Annotated in this window: 20 protein-coding genes; 10 read left to right on the top strand and 10 right to left on the bottom strand. The window is 59.7% G+C overall.

All coding sequences use genetic code 11. From position 1 onward, the window contains the following. Window positions 1–65 precede the first annotated feature (65 nt). From DRET_RS08875 to DRET_RS08865, 3 genes are all read right to left on the bottom strand, one after another. Window positions 66–1,946, bottom strand: a complete 1,881-nt coding sequence (locus tag DRET_RS08875; protein WP_015752199.1) for a SurA N-terminal domain-containing protein — start codon at window positions 1,944–1,946, stop codon at window positions 66–68. A 271-nt stretch (window positions 1,947–2,217) separates the two neighbouring features. After that, a complete protein-coding gene (locus tag DRET_RS08870) occupies window positions 2,218–4,143 on the bottom strand; it encodes an aconitate hydratase (protein WP_015752198.1) in 1,926 nt (641 codons plus the stop codon). Window positions 4,144–4,148: 5 nt separating this feature from the next. Continuing rightward, a complete protein-coding gene (locus tag DRET_RS08865) occupies window positions 4,149–5,594 on the bottom strand; it encodes a PAS domain-containing protein (protein ID WP_015752197.1) in 1,446 nt (481 codons plus the stop codon). 19 nt (window positions 5,595–5,613) lie between these two features. Here DRET_RS08865 and DRET_RS13820 point away from each other — a divergent pair, with 19 nt between their 5' ends. Continuing rightward, window positions 5,614–5,838, top strand: a complete 225-nt coding sequence (locus tag DRET_RS13820) for a hypothetical protein (RefSeq protein WP_167317800.1) — start codon at window positions 5,614–5,616, stop codon at window positions 5,836–5,838. On the opposite strand, the gene DRET_RS08855 is transcribed toward DRET_RS13820, so the two are convergent. Then, window positions 5,831–7,423, bottom strand: coding sequence for a chorismate mutase family protein (locus DRET_RS08855; RefSeq protein ID WP_015752195.1), 1,593 nt, complete (start codon window positions 7,421–7,423; stop codon window positions 5,831–5,833). The genes DRET_RS13820 and DRET_RS08855 overlap by 8 nt on opposite strands. A 592-nt stretch (window positions 7,424–8,015) precedes the next feature. Here DRET_RS08855 and DRET_RS08850 point away from each other — a divergent pair. The 9 genes from DRET_RS08850 (at window position 8,016) to dxs (ending at window position 18,633) form a co-directional block, all read left to right on the top strand. Further along, window positions 8,016–9,494: a sodium-dependent transporter gene (locus DRET_RS08850; RefSeq protein ID WP_015752194.1), complete on the top strand. Its 1,479-nt coding sequence runs from the start codon at window positions 8,016–8,018 to the stop codon at window positions 9,492–9,494. A 21-nt stretch (window positions 9,495–9,515) separates the two neighbouring features. Continuing rightward, window positions 9,516–9,617 carry a MetS family NSS transporter small subunit gene (locus DRET_RS13690; protein WP_015752193.1) on the top strand — a complete coding sequence of 34 codons (102 nt, stop codon included), beginning with the start codon at window positions 9,516–9,518 and terminating at the stop codon, window positions 9,615–9,617. 168 nt (window positions 9,618–9,785) lie between these two features. After that, window positions 9,786–10,463 carry a phosphoadenosine phosphosulfate reductase family protein gene (locus tag DRET_RS08845; protein ID WP_041281984.1) on the top strand — a complete coding sequence of 226 codons (678 nt, stop codon included), beginning with the start codon at window positions 9,786–9,788 and terminating at the stop codon, window positions 10,461–10,463. A 66-nt stretch (window positions 10,464–10,529) separates the two neighbouring features. Next, window positions 10,530–11,654, top strand: a complete 1,125-nt coding sequence (gene ispG, locus DRET_RS08840) for a flavodoxin-dependent (E)-4-hydroxy-3-methylbut-2-enyl-diphosphate synthase (protein WP_015752191.1) — start codon at window positions 10,530–10,532, stop codon at window positions 11,652–11,654. Window positions 11,655–12,250: 596 nt separating this feature from the next. Continuing rightward, window positions 12,251–13,990, top strand: coding sequence for a proline--tRNA ligase (locus DRET_RS08835; RefSeq protein ID WP_015752189.1), 1,740 nt, complete (start codon window positions 12,251–12,253; stop codon window positions 13,988–13,990). A 105-nt stretch (window positions 13,991–14,095) separates the two neighbouring features. Continuing rightward, window positions 14,096–15,463 carry an exodeoxyribonuclease VII large subunit gene (xseA, locus tag DRET_RS08830; protein WP_015752188.1) on the top strand — a complete coding sequence of 456 codons (1,368 nt, stop codon included), beginning with the start codon at window positions 14,096–14,098 and terminating at the stop codon, window positions 15,461–15,463. A 66-nt stretch (window positions 15,464–15,529) separates the two neighbouring features. Beyond that, window positions 15,530–15,802 (top strand): exodeoxyribonuclease VII small subunit, encoded by a 273-nt coding sequence (xseB, locus tag DRET_RS08825; RefSeq protein WP_015752187.1) that lies wholly within the window; start codon window positions 15,530–15,532, stop codon window positions 15,800–15,802. Then, window positions 15,783–16,661 (top strand): polyprenyl synthetase family protein, encoded by an 879-nt coding sequence (locus DRET_RS08820; RefSeq protein ID WP_015752186.1) that lies wholly within the window; start codon window positions 15,783–15,785, stop codon window positions 16,659–16,661. The genes xseB and DRET_RS08820 overlap by 20 nt, the downstream gene beginning before the upstream one ends. Before the next feature lie 70 nt (window positions 16,662–16,731). Continuing rightward, window positions 16,732–18,633, top strand: coding sequence for a 1-deoxy-D-xylulose-5-phosphate synthase (dxs, locus tag DRET_RS08815; protein WP_015752185.1), 1,902 nt, complete (start codon window positions 16,732–16,734; stop codon window positions 18,631–18,633). 605 nt (window positions 18,634–19,238) lie between these two features. Here dxs and DRET_RS13425 read toward each other — a convergent pair. The 6 genes from DRET_RS13425 to DRET_RS08785 form a co-directional block, all read right to left on the bottom strand. Further along, window positions 19,239–19,397, bottom strand: a complete 159-nt coding sequence (locus DRET_RS13425; RefSeq protein ID WP_015752184.1) for a YqaE/Pmp3 family membrane protein — start codon at window positions 19,395–19,397, stop codon at window positions 19,239–19,241. Window positions 19,398–19,451: 54 nt separating this feature from the next. Further along, on the bottom strand, window positions 19,452–21,146 hold the full coding sequence (locus tag DRET_RS08805) for a long-chain-fatty-acid--CoA ligase (protein ID WP_015752183.1): 1,695 nt from the start codon (window positions 21,144–21,146) through the stop codon (window positions 19,452–19,454). 42 nt (window positions 21,147–21,188) lie between these two features. Then, window positions 21,189–22,364 (bottom strand): class I SAM-dependent RNA methyltransferase, encoded by a 1,176-nt coding sequence (locus DRET_RS08800; protein ID WP_015752182.1) that lies wholly within the window; start codon window positions 22,362–22,364, stop codon window positions 21,189–21,191. Between the two features lie 224 nt (window positions 22,365–22,588). After that, complete coding sequence (locus DRET_RS08795; protein ID WP_015752181.1) at window positions 22,589–22,885, bottom strand: hypothetical protein; 297 nt, start codon at window positions 22,883–22,885, stop codon at window positions 22,589–22,591. Between the two features lie 257 nt (window positions 22,886–23,142). Next, on the bottom strand, window positions 23,143–23,406 hold the full coding sequence (locus DRET_RS08790) for an RNA recognition motif domain-containing protein (protein WP_015752180.1): 264 nt from the start codon (window positions 23,404–23,406) through the stop codon (window positions 23,143–23,145). Between the two features lie 430 nt (window positions 23,407–23,836). Continuing rightward, on the bottom strand, window positions 23,837–25,330 hold the full coding sequence (locus tag DRET_RS08785; RefSeq protein WP_015752179.1) for a DEAD/DEAH box helicase: 1,494 nt from the start codon (window positions 25,328–25,330) through the stop codon (window positions 23,837–23,839). Window positions 25,331–25,387 lie beyond the last annotated feature (57 nt).

The raw sequence follows: 25,387 nt of genomic DNA, 5'->3' as shown, positions 1-25,387 counted from the left end.
CGTTTTCCGGACCGGAAACGGGGCCTTTGTCTGTCGAAAGAGGAGTGTCGAGGCAGTGCTTTGGATCAGTATTCGAGCACCCCGGGATTGACAATTTTGACTTCAGCCTTTTCCCGCAACTGGGTCAGGTAGGCTTGAAACAGGGCCTGCTTGCGGGATTGTTGGAGTTGGCCAACCCAAAGGCTTTGCTGCTCTTCCCATTTACTCATATCCGGGGCTACGCGTTCGGCAAGCCGGGCGAGGACATAGCCTTGCTGGACCTTGTACGGCTTCTCCAGCCATTGGCCCTGCTCAGCGTTGAATACGCTCTCGACCAATTGCGGGTTCATCCCCAGGCCGGGAATAAAGCCGCGACGGCCGAACGGTTCACTGGTGGATGTTTCCCGCTCCAGGTCCTGGTCAGGGGCTTCGAGTCGGGCGAGAACATTTTCAGCCGCCGCCTTGGCCTTTTCCAGGCCTTGTTCCCGTTTCAGCGTCGTTTCGATCTGGTCGCGGACCGCCTTGAGTTCCCGTGGTTGAGCCGGTGAGAAGTCGGTCTGCTTAGCGATCAGGTACCCGTTGTCGAGCAACAGCGGTGTATCGGTGACCTCGCCGGGAGTCAGCGTGAACAGCGTTTCGCGCTGTTCTTTGTCCAGTTCGATGCCTTCAGGGCCTTGCGCCTGGGTGAAGGGGCCACTGTGGCGCAGGGGGATCTCCAGTGTTGCGGCAGTATCCTTCAGGCTCTTTCCCGAGAGGATAAGATCCAGGGCTTCATCAAGCAGGTCGGACATTTTTTGAGCGGCCTTGTCAGCGCCGATTTCCTGGCGGATTTCGTCCTGCACCTCCTCAAAGGGTTGGGTACCGGAAGGTTTGCGGTCTTCAACGGTGATGACGTGGAAGCCGAAGGAGGTCCGGACAGGATCGCTGATTTCGCCGGTGTCCAGGGCAAAGGCGGCCGCTTCGAAAGCCTCGACCATCTCACCACGGGCAAACCACCCTAGATCTCCGCCCTGGGCACTGCTGGGACCGTCGGAATATTCCCGGGCCAGTTCGGCTAAGTCGGCGCCGTCGCGAAGGCGCTCAACCAAGGCCTGGGCCTGCTCTCGGGCCTCGGTCACCTGCTGGTCATCGGCGCCCTCAGGGACTTCGATCAGGATATGCCGGGCCTTGAGTTCTTCCTGGCGTTCGAATTCTCCGGGATTGGCCTCATAGTAGGCCTTGATCTCTTCGTCGCTCACGGGCTGGGCCGCGGCCAATCCTTCCGGGGTCAGCAGGAGGTAGTCCATCTCCATGCGAGCCGGGCGCTGGAACTGCTTTTGGTTTTCCTGGTAGTAGTGTTTGACCGCCTCTTCATTCGGAGCGAGTCCAGGCTGGTCTTGCCAAGCGAACAGGGCGTATTCCATGCGGGCCTTTTCCTGGCTGAAGGCGAACAGATCCTTGGCCTGCGCTTCACTGACCGAAGCCGGCAGTTTGACCGCCCGCTGGATCTTGTTGGTCAGCAGACTGCGGGTCAGGTCGGCTTCGAATTGGGCCGGGGTGAGCTGATTGGCGCGCAGGAGCTGCTCATAGCGCGACGGATCGAACTGCTTGTCGGCATTTTGGAATACCGGCATCTGCTGCACGTATTGCCGGACCTCGGGGGCGGTGACCGCCAGTCCGAGTTTTTTGGCTTCCCGGAACAGGAGCTGGCTGGTGATCAAATCGTTGAGGACCTGGCGTTTGAGCTGCATCTGCTCAAAGTCCTCTCTGGAGATGTCGGGCTGTTTGCGTCGCAGGTTTTCCACCGTGCGTTGGTAGGCCTGCTGAAAATCGCGGATGAGAATGGCTTCTCCCTGGACTTCAGCGACCACTGTGGCCTGGTCATTGCCCAGGTTGCCGACGCCCCAGAAGACGAAGACAAGAATGATCAGGGCAAACAGAAATTTAATGGCCCATGACTGGGCGTTTTTGCGCATGGCATCAAGCATGGTTGTGTCCTTGGCCTGGTATCGTCTTGCGTTGCGGACCGCGGTGCCGGCCCCAGCCTCAAAGTTCTATGACCTGTGTCCCATCATGAGCTCCAGCGAGCAGTACCAGGGATACAGGCTTCGCAGGCCGATGAAAATTCCCAATGGCAGACAGCTGCAATACGTTCAAACTTGTACGTACGAATAGGTACGCTTTGACCTTGAACGTGGTGTCGCCTGGTCCTTGGGATTTTTGAACGACCTGCGTTATAGGGATTTCTTCAACAGTCAGTTAGTCCTCAATCGTGTGCCTGACGGCGTTGAGCTTACCGCCTGCACGGATAACGGCAAGTTCTTCCTCCGTCAAATCGTTGCTGACGTCGATACTCACCCCTTCAGCACTGCTCAGGGAGATGGTTCCCCCGGCGCGAAGCGTCGCGGCCGGGATGGTGAGCCGTGTTCCTTGCTCCAGTGCGTCATAATCCGCCGGATTGGTGAAGGTCAGCGGAACAATGCCGAAGTTGACCAGATTGGCCCGGTGGATCCGGGCAAAGGATTTGGCCACCACGGCACGGATACCGAGGTAGCGCGGCGCCAGGGCGGCGTGCTCCCGGCTGGATCCTTGCCCGTAATTTTCGCCTCCGACAATGATCCCCTGGCCGGCGTCTTTGGCCCGGGTCACGAACTCGGGATCGACACGGCTGTAAATATACTCGCTGATGGCTGGGATGTTCGAGCGCAGGGCGGTCACTTGCGGGCCACCCGGCAGGATATGGTCGGTGGTGATGTTGTCGCCGACCTTGAGGACCACCGGCACGGCGAGGGTCTCAGGCAGAGGCTCGAACGGCGGCAGGGGCACGATGTTCGGCCCGCGCTGGACCTCGACTTTGCTGCGATCCTGTGGGGGATAGAGGAAAAGATTCTTGATATCCGGGACGTCCGCCGGCAGTTCCGGTTTTGTCGGAGCCGGTCCCCAGGTGGCGGGGTCGGTGAACCGTCCGTCCAAAGCCGCCTGGGCGGCGACAAGTGGGCTGGTCAGATAGATCTGGCCGTCCTGGGTGCCGCTGCGCCCTTCAAAATTGCGGTTGAAGGTCCGCACGCTTACGCCGCCGCTTGAGGGCGACCCGCCCATGCCGATGCAGGGACCGCAGGCGCATTCCAACAGGCGGCCGCCGCTATCGAGAAAGGCATCGAGCAACCCTTCGCGGGTCAACATTTTCAGGACCTGTTTGGAGCCGGGGGCGATGAGCAGGTCCGTGTCCTCATGGCGTTGACGCCCCTGGAGGAGCAGCGCGGCCGCTTTGAGATCACTGTAGGAGGAATTGGTGCAGGAACCGATGGCCACCTGGTTGACGGCCAAGCCGTCGAGTTCGGCCACAGGAACCACTTTGTCCGGCATGTGGGGGCAGGCGGCCATGGGCTCGATCCGGGCCAGATCCAGGGTGATCAGCTCATCATAGACAGCGTCTTCGTCGGCCTGCAAAGGTTCGAAATCGGCTTCGCGGTGCATGGCCCGCAAAAAGCGCCGTGTCTGTTCGTCACTGGGAAACAGGGAGGTCGTCGCCCCGAGTTCGGCGCCCATATTGGTAATGGTCGCCCGTTCGGGCACGGTCAGGCTGGCCACGCCGGGTCCGGTATACTCCATGATCGCCCCGACGCCGCCCTTCACGCTCAGCTGCCCCAAAAGGGCGAGGATAACATCCTTGGCTGAGGCCCAACCAGTCAAGGCGTTGTCCAGATGTATCCCGATGATCCGCGGCATGGGCAAGGTATAAGGTTCGCCAGCCATCGCCAGGGCCACGGAGAGTCCACCGGCGCCGATGGCTAGGCTTCCGACGCCACCGGCGGTCGGGGTGTGGCTGTCCGACCCGATCAGGGTCTTGCCGGGACGGGCGAAATTCTCCAGGTGCAGTTGGTGGCAAATACCGGTGCCAGCCGGCGAGAAAATCATGCCGTAGCGCTCGGCAACGCTTTTGAGATACCGGTGATCGTCCGGGTTGCGAAACCCCATCTGGATTGTATTGTGGTCGACGTAATTGACCGAGAGTTCGGTCTGGACCGTCTCCAGGCCGATGGCTTCCCATTGCAAGCAAGCCATGGTGCCAGTGGCGTCCTGGGTCAGGGTCTGGTCCATGCGCAGGCCGATGGATTCACCGGGGGCAGGTGTCCCGCTAAGGAGGTGGTTCTTGATGATCTTGTGACTGAGCGTCTGGCCCATGAGCGTTACTCCTCGTGTGCTGGTATTGTCAGTGGCTGGACAGAACCGTCGAGGTCAAAGATGTGGGTGTCCAGGTATTCTTTGAGTTTGTAGCGGTTGATATTCTGGAGTTTGTGGTAGAGGTCAAAAACCCGTTCGCTTTCGCGGTGGATGATAGCGGCGTGGCGCTGGGCACGCTCGTTGTGGGCTTCGCTGGCCGACTCCAAAAGTTGGGCGGAGTTGATGATCGCTGTCAGCGGCTGCGCCAGCTCGTGGCTGATCGCTCCGGCCACGGCCAAAGCGGCGTGGAGCCGGTTTTCTTCTTCCTGGCTGGTCACGTTGCGCCAGGTCCAGATGATTTCCGAAACCTCGCCTTGTTCCTTGAGCACGAAGTAGGAGATCTCCCATTCCTGCTTGTCCCGAAAATAGGTCACGGTCCCGGAGCCTTCTTCGCTACGGGAGGGAAACAGTGGGCGTTGGTCCTCGGCCGACGGGAGTTGGGACGCCAGTTCCGGCAACAGCTCGAAAAGGTTCTGTCCCCGGATCTGCTCGGAGGCTCCGAGGGATTCCAGGTCAAAAAGGTGGGCGGCCGACCGGTTGCTGACCTGGATGGTGCCCTCGGCGTCGGTCTGGACGAGGGGCAGGGGGACATTGGCGATCAGGGACTGGAGCTGTTGCTCCTGTTGGCCGATGGCGTTTTGGAGTTCGTGCAGGGAATTGAGGTCGTGGATCAGTTCAACCGCGCCCAACAGGCGATCCCCGGAGCGGATCTGGCGGGCGGCGATTTCGTAGTATCCCTGGAGATCTTTTTTCAACGTGCTGAAATAGCCTCGTATGCGGACACCCTCAGCCATGGGCAGGATTTCAATGCCCTCCGGGTAATAGGGTCGCAGTTCGTGAGGATCGGTCGTATGCAGGATGAGTTGTCCCAGCAAGGGGCGTTCGCGGTCATAAAGCGTTCGGCCGAGGCTGGTTTTGCCCTCCATCTCCTGTTTTTTTTGCCCTGTGAGCTGTTCACCGGCGGCATTCCAGTAGGCGGCGTGGCCGTGGCTGTCAAAGACAACCATCGCGCTGGGCACGGCGTCGATAAGATTCTGGGTGAAATGCTGCCAATGGTGGTCCCGTTTTTCGAGACGGGCTGTCTCAATGAGGCTCTCCAGCAGACACCGGCTCGCCAGCGGCCCCAACTGTTCCACCGCAGGGGGGATGTCCTGCCCGAACCCTTCTGGAAGGTCCGTCGGTGGGACAAGAAAAAGACACAAATCCGGACTGGTTGCGGCGAGGGCCTCGTGGCAAGCAGTGAAAGCCGGAACAGGCCAGGTGCCGGCTGTTGCCGAGGAAACGACCGGACAGAGGGCTCCGACGATCATGCATTGCTTCTCCGTCTGCGGTTTGGCGGGCAGGGGGAGGTGGGCAATGGTCTTCGCGAGACGATCCTCAGGGCCAATGAGCAGGGCGCGTGCAGTGGCCATGCGCTTAGGGGGCCTCTTCGTGCGCCATTCTGTTCAGTCGTTTTTGCAGCAGGTCCGCTTCGACTTCCAGCCGGAGTTTTTCCTGACGCAATCCGTGGATTTCCTGGGCATAAAAGATTCCCTGGGCGGGATCTTCCTGGAGCATAAAGTTCTGGATTTTTTCTGCACAGGCACGGGCATCCTGTTGCAGCCGCTGCATTTCCGCTTCTATCTGCGTGCGCTGTGCGTGGGGGGCACTATTTGACGATGCGCCGGCGTCGCCGTTTACCATTGTCTGTTGCCTCCGTTTTTGGCGTTTGCGGGGCTGCCTGCGGTTTGGGCAAGTGCCGCATGATCCGCCAGAATTTGGGCCATGCCGAAGAGATGTCACCGGGGTTGGCGTATTGGAGCGGACCGAAGCGCAACCCGTAGAGTGCCCCAGCCAATCCCCAGTTCGGGCCTTCGGCCGCAAAGGGCAGTTCAGGAGCCGCAGAGGGCTTTCCGGGATTCAGTCCGTGGTCGGTGATTTTGTACGGACAGGCGAGTTGGTCCAAGAAGGAGACCACCGCTCGGCGCTCGGCAGGGTCATCGACCTGCAGGGTGGCGCCGGTAATGGCGGACAGGGCCGTGGCCAGGGGGAGAATCGGACCGTAGCCCCGGAGACGGTCCAAGGTCGTGCCTTCCTGGAGGGTGCTGACCACAGCCTGGGCGTCGTGGTCGCAATGCAGTCCACTGGCGCCAAGGATGCCGAGCATGGATTGGGTCACCGGATTGGCCGTGTCTAAGCGCCCCTGAAGCCGGACCTGGCCGCCTTTGATGCGGGGCAGCGCCAGGAGGAAGCTGGACAGGACCGGATCCAGCCCGGGAGTGACGGATTGCGGCAATTGCGCTCGACCGGGATCGATGGCTACCGTCCTCTCCGAGCGGGAGATGGTCACGCCGATCCGCTCGAGAATGTCCAGGGCCCGAATCACTTCCGGGGCGTCGGCGTGCCGGTCGCCCCAACGAATGACGCACCGGCGCGGGAAACGGAGGCCGGCCATGAGCAGGGCCGCCAAAAATGCAGCCGGGGCCTGGTCTGGAAAATCGACTTCCGCAGGAAGATGGCCGCTGCGTTCCATGCGCAGGGGAACACTGTTGCTCCCGGGGGTCAGGAAGACCAGGCGACTGCCGAGCTGGGCAAAGAGTTCGGTGGTCAGCGAAAGGTCCTCAAGGCGCAACAGACTGCTGCCGGTAATTTTGGTGTTGCCGGGTTCCGGAAGCGAGAGCATCATCACCAGCGCCAGGTTGAAGAAATCCCCCCCAGCGTGCACTGTGGCCCCGTTGAAATGTAAAGTGGTGTCTGCGGGGCAGGCCAATTGTTCTTCTTGCCGCGACAGCGAGGCCTCGACCTGGTTCGCGGCTGTCACGAATTCGTGGAGGGTGTCGTTGGCCAGGACACCGTTTAATTGGAGCGGCTGTCCGGAAGCCAGAGCCGCAGTCGACCAGAGACGGGCCTCAGCTGTATCTGTAGGTCCTGGGAGGTCGACATCCATAGCGGACGTCGCCGGATAGACGGTCAGGGGGCGATCCGGCGTGCGTTCCGCCTGGCCGTAGGCCAGCCCATTGATGGTTTGAAAAATATGCCGCCAATGGCGGGGATCCATGCCGCTTTCCTGCAGGACTTGCTGCCACAGCACCCATAAGCGTTTTTCCTGGCCTGGGTCGACAAGGGACTGTTTGCGTTCCTTGCGTTCCTGAGCGGATTGCGCCAGCAACTGGGAACGGCGGATCAGCATTTTGGTCAGGTCACGGTCAAGGCGGAGGAGTTGGTTGGTCAGCGGGGGGGCACTTTTTTTGTCGTGTGTCATAGGCGGTGCAATAACTTTTCGGCTCGGATTACAAGTGTGCGCGGAGTGTCGTTGCCCTGGATCACAATGGATACGGGCCTGCCCTGTTCCTCACGGTGTGAAGAGCGAGTGCGCACCAGCCGCTTCGCGGGCCGGGCGCATTGGCACACGGTGTGCTGGGCAAAAGGCGAGGCAGACCCGCTGCACAGGCTGCACAGTCTTTCGCAACCGGCGGCGTTGACGCCTCTTTAAATCGCAGGGTCTGGCCGTGAGAATCGGGTAACGGGAAAAGGTCGTTTTTAGCGAAATTCCCTTCAGGAGACAATGTTTTTTAACTCCTTGAAAGTACGAGAAGTTTCGAAGGCTCCTGCCCCTGTAATGATTGTGCCTTTTGGTCAACGTTTTGCATCCGTGTTCCGCCCTTCATTAACGGGCTGGATCTTTTCGCTTTTGGCTTGCATTTGAAGGCAAAATCAGCAAAGGTGTTGCCTTATTTGTTATATTTGTAGAACCGTGGCCTGTCCCGGGGCTTCAACCGATTGCCCAGGCTCGCCATGACGGCGCTACAGGCGGTGTGTGTTTCGCAAATCTCTAACTGCACAAGGAAGGGGCTATGGCACAACGTGAAGAATGGGGAACCAGGGTAGGCTTTATCCTGGCAGCTGTGGGCTCGGCCATTGGACTGGGAAACATCTGGCGTTTCCCTTATATGGCCTATGAAAATGGTGGTGGAGCATTTCTCATACCGTATTTTTTCGCCATGCTGACGGCCGGAATACCGATTATCATTCTTGAGTTCGGCCTTGGCCACAAACATCGCGGTTCGGCTCCTTTGACGTTTGCCAAGGTCTCCAAGAACTGGGAATGGATCGGCTGGTGGCAAACCTTCGTGGCTTTTGTCATTTCCGTGTACTATGTCGCGGTTATCGGCTGGGCGCTGAACTACGTTTTTCTCGCCTTTGGTCAAGGGTGGGGGGAAAACCCCGGCGATTTCTTTTTCGGTTCCTTTTTGCAACTCACCGATAGTCCGATGAAGTTCGGTGGTATCCGTTGGCCCATCTTTGCCACGACCCTGGCCGTCTGGGTCATTAACTGGGCAGTGCTGTTCAGCGGGGTCAAGAAGGGCATTGAAAAGGCGAACAAGATTTTCATGCCCGTTTTATTTGTGCTCATCCTGATCATGATCGGGCGGGCGGTGACTTTGCCCAACGCCGCCGACGGACTGCAATGGCTTTTCCGGCCGGATTTCTCGGCGATCATGGACTACAAGGTCTGGACCGCGGCCTACGGGCAGATTTTCTTTACTCTGAGTGTGGCCTTCGCGATCATGATCACCTATTCCAGTTATTTGCCCAGCCGTTCGGACATCAACAATAACGGCTTTATCACCGTTTTCGTCAACTGCGGGTTCAGCATGCTGGCCGGCATCATGGTTTTCGGTGTTCTGGGCTATATGGCCGCCCAACAAGGCGTTGGCGTTGACGAAGTGGTTGGCTCCGGTGTCGGCTTGGCCTTTGCCACTATCCCGAAAGCGATCAACCTCCTGCCAGCTTCGACGCTCTTTGGCGTCCTCTTCTTCCTGGCTTTGTTCTGCGCCGGCCTGAGTTCGATGATTTCCATCAGCGAGGCCTGCTGTTCCGCCTTGATGGACAAGTACGGCTGGAGCCGGAAATTCACGACTTCGGCCTACGCCATTGTCGGCGGGCTGATCAGTATCGTCTTCGTGACCCGGGGCGGCCTGCTCGTGCTGGATATCGTCGACCACTTCATCAATAACTTCGGTATTGTCTTTACCGGCTTGGTCGAAGTTATTGTCCTGGCTTGGCTGTTCAAGACTGATACCATCCGGCAGCATGTCAACAAGCTCTCCGATTTCACCATCGGTAGCTGGTGGCTGTTTTGCCTGAAGGTCATCACCCCGATCGTGCTTGGGTACATGGCGATTATGAACCTGATCGGCGACATCAAGGAAGCCTACGGTGGGTATCCTGGTTCGGCTTTGGCCCTCTACGGCTGGGGGGTCGTGATCGGTATCGTCGTCCTGAGCTTCATCCTCCAGGCCACTAAAACCGCCAGTGTGGAAACCAAGTAACCTGCTGCAGGGAGAACGCATATGACGACAGGATCCATTATACTGATGATTATCGGCTTGACCGTGACGTGGGGTGGGGCCGCGATCTGCATTTCCCTGGCCATGCGCAAGCGGGATATTTAGCCCGTTTGTAAGGGAAAATAACGCCTTCCCGTGCGGAAGGCCCGGGGCAGGGGGATTTCCTCCTGCCCTTTTTTGTGGCATGGCCCGGAACACCACCGGAACGCTGGACGGAGATGTCGAAATCCAGTGCTGGAGATCTGCAAAACGGTCCGAGGAGAAACAGCAGTGATGAGTCTCGAGGAGAAGCGCCAAGAAACAGAAGCGATTTTTGCCGAGGCCGCGGCCACAGCCCCCTTGGACCGGATCGCCGTGGCCTGGACGGGGGGCAAGGATTCCACCCTGCTTTTGTGGTTGTGGCGGCAGTGGTTGATTGACAACGGCAGAGCACGCCCTGAAGAGGTCCGGGCCCTGAGTGTGGACACTGGCTTGAAATTTCCTGAGACCATCGCTTTTCGCGAGGACATGGCCCGTCGGTGGCAGGTCGCGGTCCACGTTTGTCGGCCGCAGACTGACCTGGAGTCGTATCCGGTGGCCGAAGATGTCGTCCAATGCTGTCGAGACTTGAAAATCGCCCCCTTGCAGGAAGGACTGCGCGCACTGGATATAGCGGTCCTTTTAACCGGGCTGCGCCGTGATGAGCATCCGTCCCGGAGTCAGCGGGCGGCTAAAGAGGCCTGTGATAGGCCGTCCCATTTGCGGGTGCACCCCTTGTTGGCGTGGACGGAAATGGATGTCTGGGCCATGCATATCCAAAGCGGGATCCCATATTGCTCCCTGTACGACCACGGCTATCGGTCCCTGGGATGCCAGCCGTGCACCCGCTGCGACAGCGGCGCAGAACGGGCCGGGCGCAACCAGGACAAGGAGGGCCAGTTGGACACCCTGCGCAGTCTCGGCTATTTTTGAGGGATATTCTGGATCTAAGCCCAGGCTGCACCTGGGCGCACAGCAGTTGAACAACAAGGACAACCAATGGAATCGCAATCCTCTGCGGCTCAGGATCCGCAAGCGAGGCGCCGTCACACGCAAAGCGTGTATATCGGCGGGGTCGGGGTCGGCGGAAACAACCCTGTCCGGGTCCAGAGCATGACCAATACCCCCACTCATGATGTGCCCGCGACATTGGGGCAGATCCGAACCCTGGCAGCGGCGGGCTGCGAAATTGTTCGCGTGGCAGTGCCCGACGAGACGGCGGCAGCTACGCTTTCCGACTTGTGCGCCGCCGCGCCTGTCCCGCTTGTGGCTGATATCCATTTCGATTCCCGGTTGGCGGTGCAGGCGGTGGAAGCTGGGATCGCGGGATTGCGGATCAATCCGGGCAATATCGGCTCGGCCCGTGAGGTGGATCGGGTCGTGGATGCTGCCTCGGCCCGGGGTGTGCCCATACGGATCGGCGTCAACAGCGGGTCGGTGGAAAAAGGACTTCTGGAGCGTTTCGGGGGCCCAACACCGGAAGCCATGGTGGAGTCAGCGCTTTCCCATGTGACCCTGCTGGAAAAGCGGGGGTTCTCGCAGATCAAAATTTCCCTCAAGTCTTCCTCTGTTCTGGATACGGTCCACGCCTATCAACGTATGGCCGATCGGGTCAGTTATCCGCTGCATATCGGTGTTACGGAAGCGGGAACCCCCTTGCGCGGAGCGGTGAAATCCGGAGTGGGACTTGGTATCTTGCTTTGGGAAGGGGTGGGCGATACAGTCCGCGTTTCGCTGACCGGAGACCCGGCCGACGAAATGGTCGCTGCCTGGGAACTCCTCCGGAGCTTGGGGCTGCGCAGCCGTGGCCCGGAGATCATCTCCTGCCCCACTTGCGGACGCACGGAGATCGATCTGATCGGTCTGGCGCAAGCTGTTGAGCGGAGGCTGCGCCCCGTGGAAACAGTGTGCAAGGTCGCGGTCATGGGGTGCGTGGTCAATGGTCCGGGTGAAGCCCGTGAGGCGGATATCGGCATCGCCGGTGGCCGTGATTGCGGGATTATTTTTCGCAAGGGCAAGGTCATCCGGAAAGTCCACGGCGACGCCAACCTTTTGCCGGTGTTTATGGAGGAAGTCCGGCGTTTTCTGGCGGAATGGGGCGTGGAACTGCCCGAAGAGCTCTAGGGGCCACAGGTACGGGCGTCCATGTGCGGTTGTGCAGCCCCGTTTCCGGGATTTTGCTCCTGGCCTGGAAAAAGGCGCGTGGTGGAGTTGCAGGGGCAGTTTGGTGTCTTCCGGCAGTGCGCCGGACGTGGGGCACCGATGGCTCCCTGGCGCAGGAGCTTTCCAGGCCGGAGCAAAACCCCGGAATCGGGCGTCCATGTGCGGTTGTGCAGCCCCGCTTCCAGGATTTGGCCCCTGGCCTGGAAAAAGGCGCGTGGTGGAGTTGTAGGGGCAGTTTGGTGTCATCCGGCAGTGCGCCGGACGTGGGGCACCGATTACTCCCTGGCGCAGGAGCTTTCCAGGCCGGAGCAACACCCCGGAACCGGGCGTCCATGTGCGGTTGTGCAGCCCCGCTTCCGGGATTTTGCTCCTGGCCTGGAAAAAGGCGCGTGGTGGAGTTGCAGGGCAGTTTGGTGTCTTCCGGCAGTGCGCCGGACGTGGGGCACCGATGGCTCCCTGGCGCAGGAGCTTTCCAGGCCGGAGCAAAACCCTGGAAGTGGAGTTCACGCCTCCAGAGAAATGAATAACCAATCGAGCAGTGCGAGAAGGAGCTAGGCATGCGTTTGAGCAACGCGTATATCCCGACCCTGAAAGAAGAGCCGGCCGAGGCCGAAGTCGTCAGCCATAAATTGTTGGTCCGCGCCGGCATGATCCGGAAAGTGACCTCCGGTATCTATACCTTTTTGCCCCTGGGGCTCCGCGCTTTGGACAAGATCGCTCATGTGGTCCGTGAAGAAATGAACCGGGCCGGATGTCAAGAAATCTTCATGCCGATGGTCCAACCGGGAGATCTGTGGAAGGAGACCGGGCGGTGGGAATATTACGGCAAGGAGCTTTTGCGCCTCAAGGATCGCCACGACCGCGATTATTGTCTGGGCCCCACCCATGAGGAAGTGGTTACCTCCCTCGTTCGGGGTGAGGTGCGCTCGTACCGGCAGTTGCCGCTCAATCTCTATCAGATCCAGACGAAATTTCGGGACGAGATCCGGCCCCGGTTCGGCTTGATGCGCTGTCGGGAATTTATCATGAAAGACGCGTATTCCTTTGATCGGGATGAGGCCGGTGCCCAAAAGTCCTACCAAACGATGTTTGATGCCTATACCCGGGCGTTTCAGCGGTTGGGGCTGCAGTTCAGGGCCGTGGAGGCCGATTCCGGAGCCATCGGCGGCTCGGTGTCCCACGAGTTCATGGTCCTGGCCGCCACGGGAGAGGACACCATCGCTTCCTGCGCCGCCTGCGAGTTCGCGGCCAATCTGGAAAAGGCTGAAGTGGTCGTGCCCACCGACCACCCCGTTGGCCTGTGTGAGGCCGAAGCCTCGGAAGTGCCCACCCCGGGTAAGCATACTGTGGACGAGGTGGCGACATTTCTCGGCGTAGGGGCGGACCGGATTGTCAAAACGCTGCTTTATGTGGCCGACGGTGAGGTTGTCGGAGCCTTGGTCCGGGGGGACCGCGAACTCAATGAGACCAAACTCAAGAATCTGCTCGACGTCCAGAGTCTTGAATTGGCCGGTAGCGAGCTCGTTGAGCGTGTCAGCCAGGCACCGGTCGGCTTCGCCGGCCCCAAAGGATTGCAAGTGAAGCGGCTTTATGCCGATCTGGAACTGCAAAACGGCACGGATTGGGTCACCGGAGCGAACAGGGCCGAAACCCACCTCGTGCACGTCGATTTGCAGCGTGACGCGGCGATCACCGCGTATGCCGATTTGCGCGACGTGACCAGCGGCGACCCCTGTCCGCGCTGCGGCGGCGAATTGCGCTTTCCTCAGGGCATTGAGGTCGGCCATGTCTTCAATCTGGGAACCAAATACAGCGCTCCCATGCAGGCCTTGTATCTCGACGAAAACGGCAAGGAACGGGAAATGGTCATGGGGTGTTACGGCATCGGTGTCAGCCGTATCCTGGCAGCGGCCATTGAGCAGAACCACGATGCAAGCGGTATCATGTTTCCGCCGAGTATCGCTCCCTATGAAATCGCCTTGCTTTGCCTGGATACCAAGAACGAAGAGGTCCGAACCAAAGCTGAGGCCTTTTACGAGACCTTGCAGGAGCAAGGCGTTGATGTCCTCTACGACGACCGTGTTGAGCGGCCCGGCTTCAAATTCAAGGACGCCGACCTGATGGGGTTGCCGCTGCAAGTGGTCTTCGGGGGCAAAGGCGTGGCCCGCGGTATTGTCGAGGTCAAGGACCGGCGCACTGGCGAGAAAGCCGAACTGCCGCTGGACGGATTGGCCGAAGCCTTCGCCTCGTGGCGCGACGGTGTCCGGGCTGGATGGAAGGTGGCTTCCCAGCAATAATATCGGGACCTCTTTTTTGCCGCCGCTCAAACAGTTGCCAGGCAGGGGCTCCGGCAATGCCCGGTCCTCATTTCAGGGAATGGCAAAAGGCCAGGTCGTCAGTTTATGCAGCATGTCTTCAGCGTTCAGGAATTGACCCAGGCCGTGAAAGGGGTCGTCGAGGGCCAGTTCCCTCTGGTCTGGGTTCGAGGGCAGGTTTCCAACCTGTCCCGGCCCGGTTCGGGGCATATCTATTTCACGCTCAAGGACGAACTCGCTCAACTCAAAGTGGTCTGGTTCAAAGGCAACCAATGGCAGACACCGGCCCTGGAATCCCTGCATAACGGGCAGGAAATCGTCTGTGCCGGGCGGTTGAGCGTCTATCCGCCGCAAGGGACCTACCAACTCATTGCTGAATGGGTGCAGGACCAGGGGATTGGCCGTTTGCAGGCCGCCTTTGAAGCCCTGAAGCAGAAGATGGAGGCCAAGGGGTATTTTGCACAGGACCGGAAACGGCCCCTGCCGCCGCATCCCCAACGCGTCGCGGTCGTGACCGCGCCCCAGGGCGCGGCGGTACGCGATTTTCTCCGTCTGGCCGGAGAGCGGGGACGTCCGGCTGCCATCCGCATCTACCCCAGCCTCATGCAGGGAGAAGGGGCGGAAGACAACGTCATTGGAGCCCTGGAGCAGGTGCAACTCGACGAATGGGCCGAAGTGGTGGTCATCACCCGCGGCGGTGGATCACTGGAGGACCTGTGGACCTTTAATACCGAGGCGGTCGCCGAGGCCGTGGCCCACTTTCCGCTTCCGACCGTTGCCGCGATCGGCCACGAGCGGGATGTGACCATCGTAGACCTTATCGCTGACAGTCGGGCGGCCACGCCGAGTCACGCTGCGCAACTTGTGTGGCCTTTGCGTCAGGAACTTGTGCAGGAGGTCGACGAGTGGGAAATGCGTCTGGATAAGGCGTGGATGGTACAGTGGCGCCATGCCCAGCGCCGCTTTGCCGAACTGGAGAAAGGGCTGGGATGGCTTTCGCCCAGGCGCCGTTTGCAACGAATGGACAAGGAATGCCACCGTTTGGGACACGCCCTGGTCCGGACCGGACGCCGCTTTGTCACGCAGCAGGAAAGCCGGGCACACGACAGCAGCGAGGCGCTTTTGCATCGGGTGCGACGGCATTTTGGCCGCACGGCCACGGAACGTCTGGAACACGCCGGGCGACGTTTGCTCCACTGTCGCAGCAACCATTTTAATGCCGTTGCCCATCGGCTCGAAATCCAGACTTCGGCCTTGGCCCATCTCGATCCCAAGGCCCCGCTACGGCACGGATTCAGCCTAGTCTCTCGGGTGGACACCGGAGAGTTGGTGACATCGGCGGCTCAGGTCGCCCCTGAAGATTTTTTGCAGGTCCAGACCGGTGATGGAGCGTACCGGGTCCGGGCTACAGCAGGCGATACGGCTGCCTCGTCCGGCCAAGAGACGGAAACCTGACCCCATGGCCATGTCGGGTGAGCCCATTTTATGCCCTCGCATCCAAGAGCAAGGAGAAGAGCAGTCATGACGACCGCGTCCACCGAATCGGACCAAGCGCAATGGGATTTTGAACAGCGTCTGGAACGGCTCCAGGCCATCGTCAGCCGCCTGGAAGAGGAAAACGTCCCTTTGGAAGAGGGAGTGGCCCTGTTCAAGGAAGGCAGTGAACTGGCCCAACAATGCCGCAGGCAATTGCAGGAGGCCAAGCACCAGGTTGAAATTTACGCCCAGGGCGTGCTCGAAGAGTTCGATCCGGAGCAGGGCGGGGGAGGAGGCGATGCCGAAACAGCGTCTTGAACTCTACCGGCGCGAGGTGGAGTCTTTTTTGGAGCAGTGCCTGGACGCCCGGCGGATGCCGGCAACATTGTACGAGTCCATGCGCTATTCGCTTCTGGCCGGTGGCAAGCGGGTGCGCCCCGTTTTGTGTCTGGTCTGGGCCGAGCTTCTGGGCGGAGACCGCCAAGCGGTACTGCCTTTTGCCTCTGGGCTGGAATGCATTCACACCTATTCCCTGGTACACGATGATCTCCCGGCGATGGACGACGACGATCTGCGGCGGGGCAAGCCTTCCAACCACAAACAATTCGGCGAGGCGATGGCCATTCTGGCCGGCGACGGCCTCTTGACCCATGCCTTTGAGCTCATGCTTCACGCCGATCTTCCCGCAGAGCGTTTGGTTCGGGCGGCTGGCCTCGTAGCTGGCGCCGCCGGCGCATCAGGGATGATCGGCGGCCAGGTCACGGACATCCAATTGACCGGCAGCGGCGCGACGAATGTGGAGGACCTCCGGGCCATGCACGGCATGAAGACCGGGGCCCTGCTGCAGGTCGCATGTACCTCGGGCGCAGTCCTGGCCGGTGCGATAGAAGAAGATATCCAGCGGGCAGCCACCTATGGAGGGGCGTTGGGGCTTGCTTTTCAGGTAGCCGACGATATTCTGGACGTTGTCGGCGATGAAGCCGCCCTTGGCAAACCGGTGGGGAGTGACCAGGGGGCTGACAAGGTCACTTATCCCGCCCTGATGGGGCTGGACAAAAGCAAATCCCTGGGGCAGGAGATGGTCGCTCAGGCCCAGGAAGCGCTCCAGGGCAAATCTGGACCGCAAGCCGATTTTCTTTCCGATCTGGCCCAATACGTCATGGATCGGACCGAATAAACCGCAGGCCTTTTTCCCGTTACCGCGGGCTGCCACACCCCTTGGCCAACACTGAATCAGAGCAGGAACTATGACAGTATCCTCATCATCTTCCATCCTCCAGGCGATCCAGTCTCCGCAGGATGTTCAGGGGTTGTCCCTGACGGAACTGACGACCCTGGCTGAAGAATTGCGGCAGGCCATTATTGAGGTCGTGTCCACCAACGGCGGACATCTGGCCCCTTCACTCGGGGTCGTGGAATTGACCCTGGCGCTGTTAAAGAGCTTCAACCCGGACCAGGACCGCTTTGTCTGGGACGTGGGGCACCAGGCCTATGCCTACAAGCTCCTGACCGGCCGCCGGGACCAATTCCATACCTTGCGCTGTCTGCACGGGGTCAGCGGATTCCCCAACCGCAGCGAAAGCCCTTACGACCATTTTGGCGTCGGCCATTCGAGCACCTCGATTTCCGCAGCCCTGGGTATCGCTGTGGGGCGTGATCTGGCGCAACAATCGAATAAGGTGCTGGCGGTCATCGGCGACGGATCCATGACTGCGGGGCTGGCCTACGAGGGGCTCAATCAGGCTGGCGGGCTGGACCGTGATCTGGTCGTGGTTCTCAACGACAACGAGATGTCTATTTCCAAGAATGTCGGCGCCCTGTCCTCATTTTTGAGTCGGCAGCTCTCTTCGCGCTGGCTGGTGCGCTTCAAGCGTGAACTCGAAGGGCGCTTGCGGCAGATTCCCCGGATCGGCGAGGATCTGGTGACCTACGCCAAGCGCAGTGAAGAGTCGTTCAAGGGGCTCTTCACGCCGGGAATGCTTTTTGAAGCCTTTAAGTTCAATTATCTGGGGCCTATTGACGGCCACGACCTGCGGCAGATGACTGATGTCTTCAAGCAGGTACGTTCTTTGGACGGGCCGGTGCTCGTTCATGTCCTGACCCAGAAGGGGCGGGGGTATACCCCGGCCGAGGACAACCCGACCTATTTTCACGGCGTAGGGTGTTTCGAGCCGGAGACCGGAAAATCGAAAAAGATTTCCAGCTGCAGCCTGCCTCCATATACGAAAGTCTTTGGACGGACACTGAGCCAATTGGCCCGTCAAAACGACCGGATCGTGGCTATTACCGCTGCCATGCCCGAGGGCACCGGCCTTGGAGAATTCGCCGAAGAGTTCCCGGACCGATTTTTTGATGTCGGCATCTGCGAACAGCACGCCGTGACCTTTGCCGCCGGGTTGGCTACTGAGGGCTATCGGCCGTTTGTGGCCATTTATTCGACGTTTTTGCAACGTTCTTATGATCAAATCGTCCATGATGTGTGTCTGCAAAACTTGCCCGTGACTCTTTGCCTGGACCGAGGTGGTCTGGTCGGCGAAGACGGGGCGACCCATCACGGGGCCTTTGACCTCTCCTTTTTGCGCCATATCCCGAATCTGGCGGTCATGGCCCCTAAGGATGAGCCCGAACTCCAGGACATGCTGGCCACGGCTCTGGCCCATAATGGACCTGTGGCGGTACGCTATCCTCGGGGTGTGGGACCCGGCCATGCCATAAAGGACAGCGCGACCGCTCTGCCGTGGGCTCGGGGTGAATGGCTCCGCTCCGGCAGCGATGCCGTGGTGCTGGCCATCGGTAGCCGTGTCGAACCCGCCCTGGAAGCCGTAGCGCAGCTTGCTGAGGCGACTGGGAAAGAGATCGGGGTCCTCAATCTCCGCTTCGTTAAGCCGTTGCCCGTCGAGGAAATCTTGGAAGCGGCCCGGCAGAGCAGGCGCCTTCTGGTGGTCGAGGAAAATGCGGCCATCGGGGGAATGGGGTCGGCCGTGCTGGAATGTCTGGCTGAAAACGACGCCCTGGACGGTATCCGGGTTCGTCGGCTCGGCCTGCCCGACGCTTTTGTCGGGCACGGGCCGCAAAAAGCGCTGCGGGCCGAGGTTGGCCTTGATGCCGCTGGTATCAGCAAGGCATTGCGGGACTTTTTGAGCGAATAGAATACGTTGACCGGTTCTGGGGAGTTGAGTGGTTGGTGTTGTTGGCCTTCCCCGGTTCTGGAATTGTGCTCCCGGCCTGGAAAAATAGCGTAGGTGTTCTCTTGAATTGGCAAGCGGATAGTGTGCGGCGTGGCTTTGCCTGAAGGGGGGCGGTGTCCTGGTGCGCTCAAGGCACCTTCCAGGCCGTGTTCACAATCCCAGAACCGGGGTATTGAGTGGTTGGTGTTGTTGGTCTCCCCCGGTTCTGGAATTGTGCTCCCGGCCTGGAAAAAGAGCGTAGGTGTTCTCTTGAATTGGCAAGCGGATAGTGTGCGGCGTGGCTTTGCCTGAAGGGGAGCGGTGTCCTGGTGCGCTCAAGGCACCTTCCAGGCCGTGTTCACAATCCCAGAACCGGGAGTTGAGTGGTTGGTGTTGTTGGCCTTCCCCGATTCTGGAAACCGTTTCAGCAACGTTTATACGAAGGCCGGCTTCTGCGCAGCAGAGGCCGGCCTTCGTAGTATTGGAAGTCTGATTGCGGGAGGTTTTCCTTCTTGGGAAAAGCGTGAGCGTCGGGTCGGCTTCCACGCCTCTTGGGCATCGGGCGAGGGGGAACCCGGTTGCACAAGTTACCGCTTGGCGATGATCCAGACCGCGTGGACGATGCCGGGCACATAGCCCAGCAAGGTCAACAGGATATTGATCCAGAATGGCCATTTGATGCCGACCTGGAGAAAAACACCGAGCGGGGGGAGCAAGATCGCTATCAGAATGCGAACAAGATCCATAGGGGCGCTCCTTGATTGGGCGCGAGTGCGGTGCCAATCGGCTGCTACCGGCAATCAGCGCGTCTGTTTCTGTTCCTCCTCCTCACGCAGGGCGCGGCGGAGGACTTTGCCGACCATGGTTTTGGGGAGTTCCTCTCTGAATTCGACCTTCTTGGGGACCTTATAGTTGGCGAGTTTCTGGCGGCAGAAGCTGATGACGTCGCTCTTTTTGAGCTGGACTCCGTCCTGGGGAACGACAAAGGCCTTGACGATTTCCCCCCGGGTGGGGTGGGAGATGCCGACAGTCACGGCCTCTTTGATGTCTGGATGCTCATAGAGCACCTCGTCGATTTCGCGGGGGTAGATGTTGTAGCCGCCGGAGATGATCATGTCTTTTTTCCGATCGACGATGAAAAAATACCCTTCTTCATCCATATAGGCAATGTCGCCGGTGTACAGCCAGCCGTTGCGCAGGGCTGTGGCCGTCTCGTCGGGCCGGTTCCAATAGCCCTTCATAACCTGCGGCCCCCGGATGACGAGTTCCCCGACCTTGCCCGGCGGCAGGGCGAGACTGCCGACCTCCATGTCCACAATGCAGGCGTCGGTGTCTGGAAAGGGCAGACCGATGGAACCGATCTTCCGTTTTTTACGCAGCGGATTGAGATGGGTGATGGGTGAGGCCTCGGTCAGGCCAAAGCCCTCAATAATTTCAGCCCCGGTGAGTTCCTTGAAGGTGTTGATCGTTTCCCGCGGAATGGGCGCTGAACCGGAAATGCAATACTGGATGGAACTCAGGTCGTATTTCTGAATATCCTTGTGCTGCAATAGGGCCTGGAAGACGGCTGGAGCGGACGGGAAAATCGTCGGCCGGACCTTGTGGATGGTTTTCAGGACATCGATGGGCGCAAAGCGGGGAAACGGGACCAGGGTCGCCCCGATGGAGGTCGCGAAATTGACGCAGACAGTCAGTCCGTAAATATGAAAATAGGGCAGCAGGCCGAGAACGGTTTCTTGTTTTTCACCGATTCGGTGGAGCATGGCCAGGCACTGCTGGACATTGGCCGCCATATTGGCATGGCTGAGCATGACCCCTTTGGATATACCTGTCGTGCCGCCGGTGTATTGCAGGACAGCCAAGTCGCGGTGGGGATTGATATGCGGATGAACCGGCGGAGCACCGGCTTTGAGGAGGGACTTCCAGGGCAAGACAGTCGCGTCGTCAAAGGGGATATCGACCTTTTCTCCGGATCGCCGGGTCTTGAGGGTGTAGAGCTGCTTGAAGGGAAACCGGAGTCCGTCTTCGATCCCGGTGACGAAAATTTTCCGTAGTTCGGGCAGTTGGGGACGGAGCGGGGCGACTTTGGCGTAAAGGCGGTCCAGGGTGACCAGAAACCGCGTTCCGGAATCGGCCAAATGGTGGCTGAGTTCCTTTTCCATGTACAGGGGGTTGGTCATGACGACGACCGCGCCGGCCTTGAGCAAGCCCCAGTAGGTGATGATCGTCTGGGGCAGGTTCGGCAGCATCAGCGCGACCCGGTCTCCCTGACGCACTCCGTTGGCCCTGAAGTTGGCGGCCACGGTCTCGGCCATCTGCTTGAGGCGGGCGTAACTGGTCTTGCAGTGGTTGAAGACGATAGCCGGGCGTTTGGGCGTCTTGGCCGCGGCCCGATCGAGATAGGTATACAGCGGTACGCTTTCGTAACGCAGACTCGAGCTCACTTCGTCATCGTAGCTCTCGAGCCACAGCCGCTGGATTGCATCCTGGATCATGGTCGGTCCCTTGATGTGTTGCTTTCGGAAGTGGTTGGCGCCTTACCCGTTCGAGCCGCGGCGATCAAGGATAAAGACGCCCTCCATATGCCACGTCTGCGGGAACATGTCGAAAAGGGCCAGTGACGTCAATTGCCATCCCTGGGTCAAAAAGGACCGCACATCCCGGGCGGAGTTGGTCAGATCGCAGGAAATCCAGATGATGCGCTCAAGAGAGGGGATATGCAGCAGGTGGCGACAGACAGGGCCGCTGCCGGAGCGGGGCGGGTCGGCGACAACGACGTCGGGCTGGAATTCGAGGATGGGCTTCCAGGCCCGTTCATGCCGAAGGTCGGCCTGTCGGCCCTGCCAGTGGTCAAGACCGGAGCGGGCGGCGGTGGTTCGAGCGGCTTGCAGGGCGGGGCCGTCGCCCTCCACCGCAAAAACGGGATTGCCGGCCTGGGCCAGAGGCAGGCCGAAATTGCCAGCCCCGGCATACAGGTCCGCCACTCGGCTGCCTGCCGGGCACCAGGAGCGGATATGCTCCACGAGCGTAGGATTCAGAGACTGGTTGGCCTGAAAAAATGTCTGAGGCAGAACGTCGACCGCCAGTCCGCCAGGCAGAGGGAGAGACAAACGGTGTGTCTCCAATGCGCTGGCGACGGCGTGGTCCACGGGGCTTGCGGCCACGGTGTGCCGCCCGTCCGGCAAATCGCGGGCCAAGCGTGGCAACGCCTCAGCCAGAGGACGGGCAAAAAGCAGGCAACGCTCTATGGGGACTTTCGCATGACTGCCCTGTCCGAGCAGATGGGGCTGTCCCTGATGGACATGGAGTTGGCCGCGCCACCGGTAGCGCCACCCTTTGGGGCTGGGCACCACCTGAGGGGACTCCAGGACGGAAGCCGGGACCTCTTTGCCGAGGTGGCGCCTCAGGGTGTCGGCCATGATAGCTTGCTTGAGGGCCAGCTGGGTCCTTTGGGAGGTGATGCCAAAGCGGCAGCCACCGCAGGCTGGCGAGGCCGGACAAGGGTGGGGTCGGCGTTCGGAAGCGGGCTCGAGGACCGTCTCGCACTTGGCGCGCAGGTAGTCCTTGTGCCGTTTTGTGATCCGGGCCTGGATTTCCTCACCGGGCAATACGCCGGGTTCGACAATGACAACCGGAGCGTCAGCCGGGCGGGCCAGACCGCGGCCACGCCAGATGAGTTTCTCGACGCGCAGGCGCATGAGGGAATCAGACATGGGGTGCGTCACATTCGGTTATGAGGCGGTCCTTTTGGGGCTGACAGCTACAAAAGCCTATCTTCTAGCCCCTTATCAGACTGTTGCAAATCTCCCAATGGCAGCAAAGTCGCAATACGTTCCAACGCTTCCGTACGAATACGTGCGCTGCGACCTTGAAATTTTGTCGCTGTCCTTTGGGGTTTTCGAACGACCGGCGGTAGAAGGAATTATCCAACAGTCAGTCAGGAACTTTCTTCTTCCTCAATCCATTGGTCCAGAGCGGTCACGATCTTCCGGGCCTGGTCCACACTGGAAATATTGAATTTGGTCTGTTGCCGGTATTCGCCGTGGATCTTCCGGTAGCGGCGCAAGGTGAAGCGGGGGGCGCCGAAATCTCCGGTTTTGCGGTCGAGGTCCTGGTATTTGAACAAAATAGTGGTCCAGGCACCTTTGGAAAGGATGACCTTGTCCAATTCCTGGACCAGGACCTGTCCGTCTTCTTCGTAGTGGACGGTGAGGGCGTCGATTGTTTCAGCCATGGACGTCTCCGAGTGGGGCTTTTACAGGACCTGAATCTGTGCATGCGAGCGCCTTGCTTCACCGCAATCCCCATACAGAGCCAGAAACTCCTGGGGCATGACGACGCTTTTAGCTGTGTGTCAAAAGCGTACATCTCGGCGACGCAACGTCAGAGCCAAGTCTGTAGATTCAGAAAAGAAAGTGGTTGAAAAGCAAAATCCGCCCCGCTTCGAGGAAGCGGGGCGGATATTCATAATTTGTGAGTTGGAAACGCGGGTTACCAGTTGGACTGGCGCGGCTTGCGCTCGCGGGCTTCGTTGACCCGCAGGCTCCGGCCGCCGAAGGTCGTACCATCCAAGGCTTCAATGGCCTTGTCTGCGCCGCCGTCCTCCATTTCAACAAATCCAAAACCGCGGGGGCGACCAGTGTCGCGGTCGGAAATGAGTTTGACCGACTGGACCTCGCCGTATTGGGCGAAAAGATCGCGGACTTCGTCTTCCGTGGAACTGAACGGCAGGTTCCCAACATAAATGTTCTTCATCGCGAATGCTCCTTACATCTGAAAAGCAGAAAACCAACCCGTTTCGCAGGAACCTGGCCACAGGCCACTCAATCGTCCGACAGTATAGGAGCGAAGCCCAAGTGGCTTTGTGCATGCGCAGTCCGAGCGCAACGAGCGCAAAACTGAATCCCCTGTATAAAAACTTCCTGTCGGTGGCAAGGACAAATCGCAGGAAAAACGGTTCCTGGGCAAAAAAGTTTCTCGCCCGTGCGAGGGTCTTCCGTGTGTATCCCAGCGACCACCCCTTCCGTCACCGGGGCCCAGCGAAGTCCCTGCCCCTTGGCGTTGGACGCCCTCAGGCGAAGGGGCTTTCACCCTGTCGCCTTGAAACGTTTTGCCGGTGCTTCTGGTATCCTGGAAGTCGCTAGACCCGAGCGACCGGAAACGTTTTCGCTGGGAGAGCCCCGCTTCAGTTGCCCTGCGAGGAATTGCTGTCGTTATCGGAGGACTGGCGAGTTTTTTTCCGGCGAGGCCGCCGCCGTTTCTTGTTGGCTTTGGGCTTGTCCTGCTTTGGCTCGGAAGGAGGTTCCTCTTCGCTTGGTGCGGCTGGCCCCTGGCTTGCTTTTTGCGCTGCTTCGTCAAGGAGCATGCCCAGCAACATGGCGGCGTCGTCGTTTTGGCCCAGTTCTCTGGCGAGTTTGACAAATCGCTTGGCGCGTTCCTGCTGGACAAGATCACGGGAGCGGAGTTCAGCTTCGAGGATAGCGGTCAACCGTTGCCCGACCATATCGTTGACTGTTTCCTCCGAAGGCAGTTCCTGCTCCTGCAGCGGGATGCGGAATTTTTTGGCGACCTGATTGAGCTTGATCTTCTCCATCCCGGCCACGAGGGTCACCGCCTCGCCGCTGGCGCCAGCACGTCCGGTCCGCCCAGCCCGGTGGACATAGAGTTCGGGGTCTTCCGAAGGCTGGTACTGGATGACATGGGAAAGATCGGGGATGTCGATCCCCCGGGCAGCGACATCCGTGGCCACGAGAAGACGCAGGTTTCCGGCCTTGATGCGTCCAAGGACCTGGTCGCGTTTGTTTTGTCGCAGGTCCGAGGTCAACTGGTCCGCGTCGAGGCCAAAACGTTGCAGGACCGTGGTCACGAATTGAACATCACTTTTCGTATTGCAGAAAATAAGCGCCGAAACCGGATTGAGATATTCCAGAATGCGCAGCAGGCTCCGTTCGCGCTGCACCGCGGGAACCACATAGTAGGAATGCTCGATCTCTGCGACGTTGAGGGTGTCGCTGCTGAGGCTCAAAAAACCGGGATCGATCAGAAACTGACTCGACAGGCGCAGGACGTGAGAGGGAAATGTGGCAGAGAAGAGGTAGCTGCTTTCAACGGATTGCGGAAGATAGCCCCGGATCTGGACCATGTCCTGGTAAAACCCCATGGATAACATCCGATCGGCTTCGTCCATGACCAGGATACGCAGTTTTTTGGTGGCGAAACTGCCTTTGAGCAGGTGGTCGAGGATCCGCCCCGGGGTGCCTACAACGACATGGGCGCCTTCACGCAGAGCGTCGAATTGTTCTTTATAGCCAACTCCGCCAAAGACAGCGGCTGTGCGAAGTCCTGAACCCTTGAATAACGTCTGGGCCTCGGCGTGGACCTGCCGGGCCAGTTCCCGAGTGGGGACGAGGATCAAGGCCTGACAGGCGGCTTGATCCGGGTTCAGGCGTTCCAGCATGGGCAGGAGAAAGGCTCCGGTCTTGCCGCTGCCGGTCCGGGATTGGACCATGAGGTCGTCACCGCGCAGCAGAACCGGTATGCTTCTGGCCTGCACCGGAGCCAAGCTGGACCAGCCGGCTGAGCGGCAAGCCTCTTGTATGCGCGGAGAAAGGTCCTCCAGCGAGGTGGCGGAATATTCGTGTTTGGACTGGGAAGCGTTCGAGGCGTATTGATCGGTCATAAATGCTCTTGGTGTTTCGTATTCGGCCACGAAAGGCGTGGCGGAAAATGGGTTTGG

Origin of the sequence: Desulfohalobium retbaense DSM 5692 (genome assembly GCF_000024325.1) — a bacterium.
Classification (GTDB): Bacteria; Desulfobacterota; Desulfovibrionia; order Desulfovibrionales; family Desulfohalobiaceae; genus Desulfohalobium; species Desulfohalobium retbaense.
This window is presented reverse-complemented; position numbering and strand designations above follow the sequence as displayed.

What these genes read in the sequence shown, in the direction of transcription:
- DRET_RS08875 (WP_015752199.1), bottom strand. Translation starts at nt 1,946, where the DNA reads ATGCTTGATGCCATGCGCAAAAACGCCCAGTCATGGGCCATTAAATTT.
- DRET_RS08870 (WP_015752198.1), bottom strand. Translation starts at nt 4,143, where the DNA reads ATGGGCCAGACGCTCAGTCACAAGATCATCAAGAACCACCTCCTTAGC.
- DRET_RS08865 (WP_015752197.1), bottom strand. Translation starts at nt 5,594, where the DNA reads ATGGCCACTGCACGCGCCCTGCTCATTGGCCCTGAGGATCGTCTCGCG.
- DRET_RS08855 (WP_015752195.1), bottom strand. Translation starts at nt 7,423, where the DNA reads ATGACACACGACAAAAAAAGTGCCCCCCCGCTGACCAACCAACTCCTC.
- DRET_RS08850 (WP_015752194.1), top strand. Translation starts at nt 8,016, where the DNA reads ATGGCACAACGTGAAGAATGGGGAACCAGGGTAGGCTTTATCCTGGCA.
- DRET_RS13690 (WP_015752193.1), top strand. Translation starts at nt 9,516, where the DNA reads ATGACGACAGGATCCATTATACTGATGATTATCGGCTTGACCGTGACG.
- DRET_RS08845 (WP_041281984.1), top strand. Translation starts at nt 9,786, where the DNA reads ATGAGTCTCGAGGAGAAGCGCCAAGAAACAGAAGCGATTTTTGCCGAG.
- ispG (WP_015752191.1), top strand. Translation starts at nt 10,530, where the DNA reads ATGGAATCGCAATCCTCTGCGGCTCAGGATCCGCAAGCGAGGCGCCGT.
- DRET_RS08835 (WP_015752189.1), top strand. Translation starts at nt 12,251, where the DNA reads ATGCGTTTGAGCAACGCGTATATCCCGACCCTGAAAGAAGAGCCGGCC.
- xseA (WP_015752188.1), top strand. Translation starts at nt 14,096, where the DNA reads ATGCAGCATGTCTTCAGCGTTCAGGAATTGACCCAGGCCGTGAAAGGG.
- xseB (WP_015752187.1), top strand. Translation starts at nt 15,530, where the DNA reads ATGACGACCGCGTCCACCGAATCGGACCAAGCGCAATGGGATTTTGAA.
- DRET_RS08820 (WP_015752186.1), top strand. Translation starts at nt 15,783, where the DNA reads ATGCCGAAACAGCGTCTTGAACTCTACCGGCGCGAGGTGGAGTCTTTT.
- dxs (WP_015752185.1), top strand. Translation starts at nt 16,732, where the DNA reads ATGACAGTATCCTCATCATCTTCCATCCTCCAGGCGATCCAGTCTCCG.
- DRET_RS13425 (WP_015752184.1), bottom strand. Translation starts at nt 19,397, where the DNA reads ATGGATCTTGTTCGCATTCTGATAGCGATCTTGCTCCCCCCGCTCGGT.
- DRET_RS08805 (WP_015752183.1), bottom strand. Translation starts at nt 21,146, where the DNA reads ATGATCCAGGATGCAATCCAGCGGCTGTGGCTCGAGAGCTACGATGAC.
- DRET_RS08800 (WP_015752182.1), bottom strand. Translation starts at nt 22,364, where the DNA reads ATGTCTGATTCCCTCATGCGCCTGCGCGTCGAGAAACTCATCTGGCGT.
- DRET_RS08795 (WP_015752181.1), bottom strand. Translation starts at nt 22,885, where the DNA reads ATGGCTGAAACAATCGACGCCCTCACCGTCCACTACGAAGAAGACGGA.
- DRET_RS08790 (WP_015752180.1), bottom strand. Translation starts at nt 23,406, where the DNA reads ATGAAGAACATTTATGTTGGGAACCTGCCGTTCAGTTCCACGGAAGAC.
- DRET_RS08785 (WP_015752179.1), bottom strand. Translation starts at nt 25,330, where the DNA reads ATGACCGATCAATACGCCTCGAACGCTTCCCAGTCCAAACACGAATAT.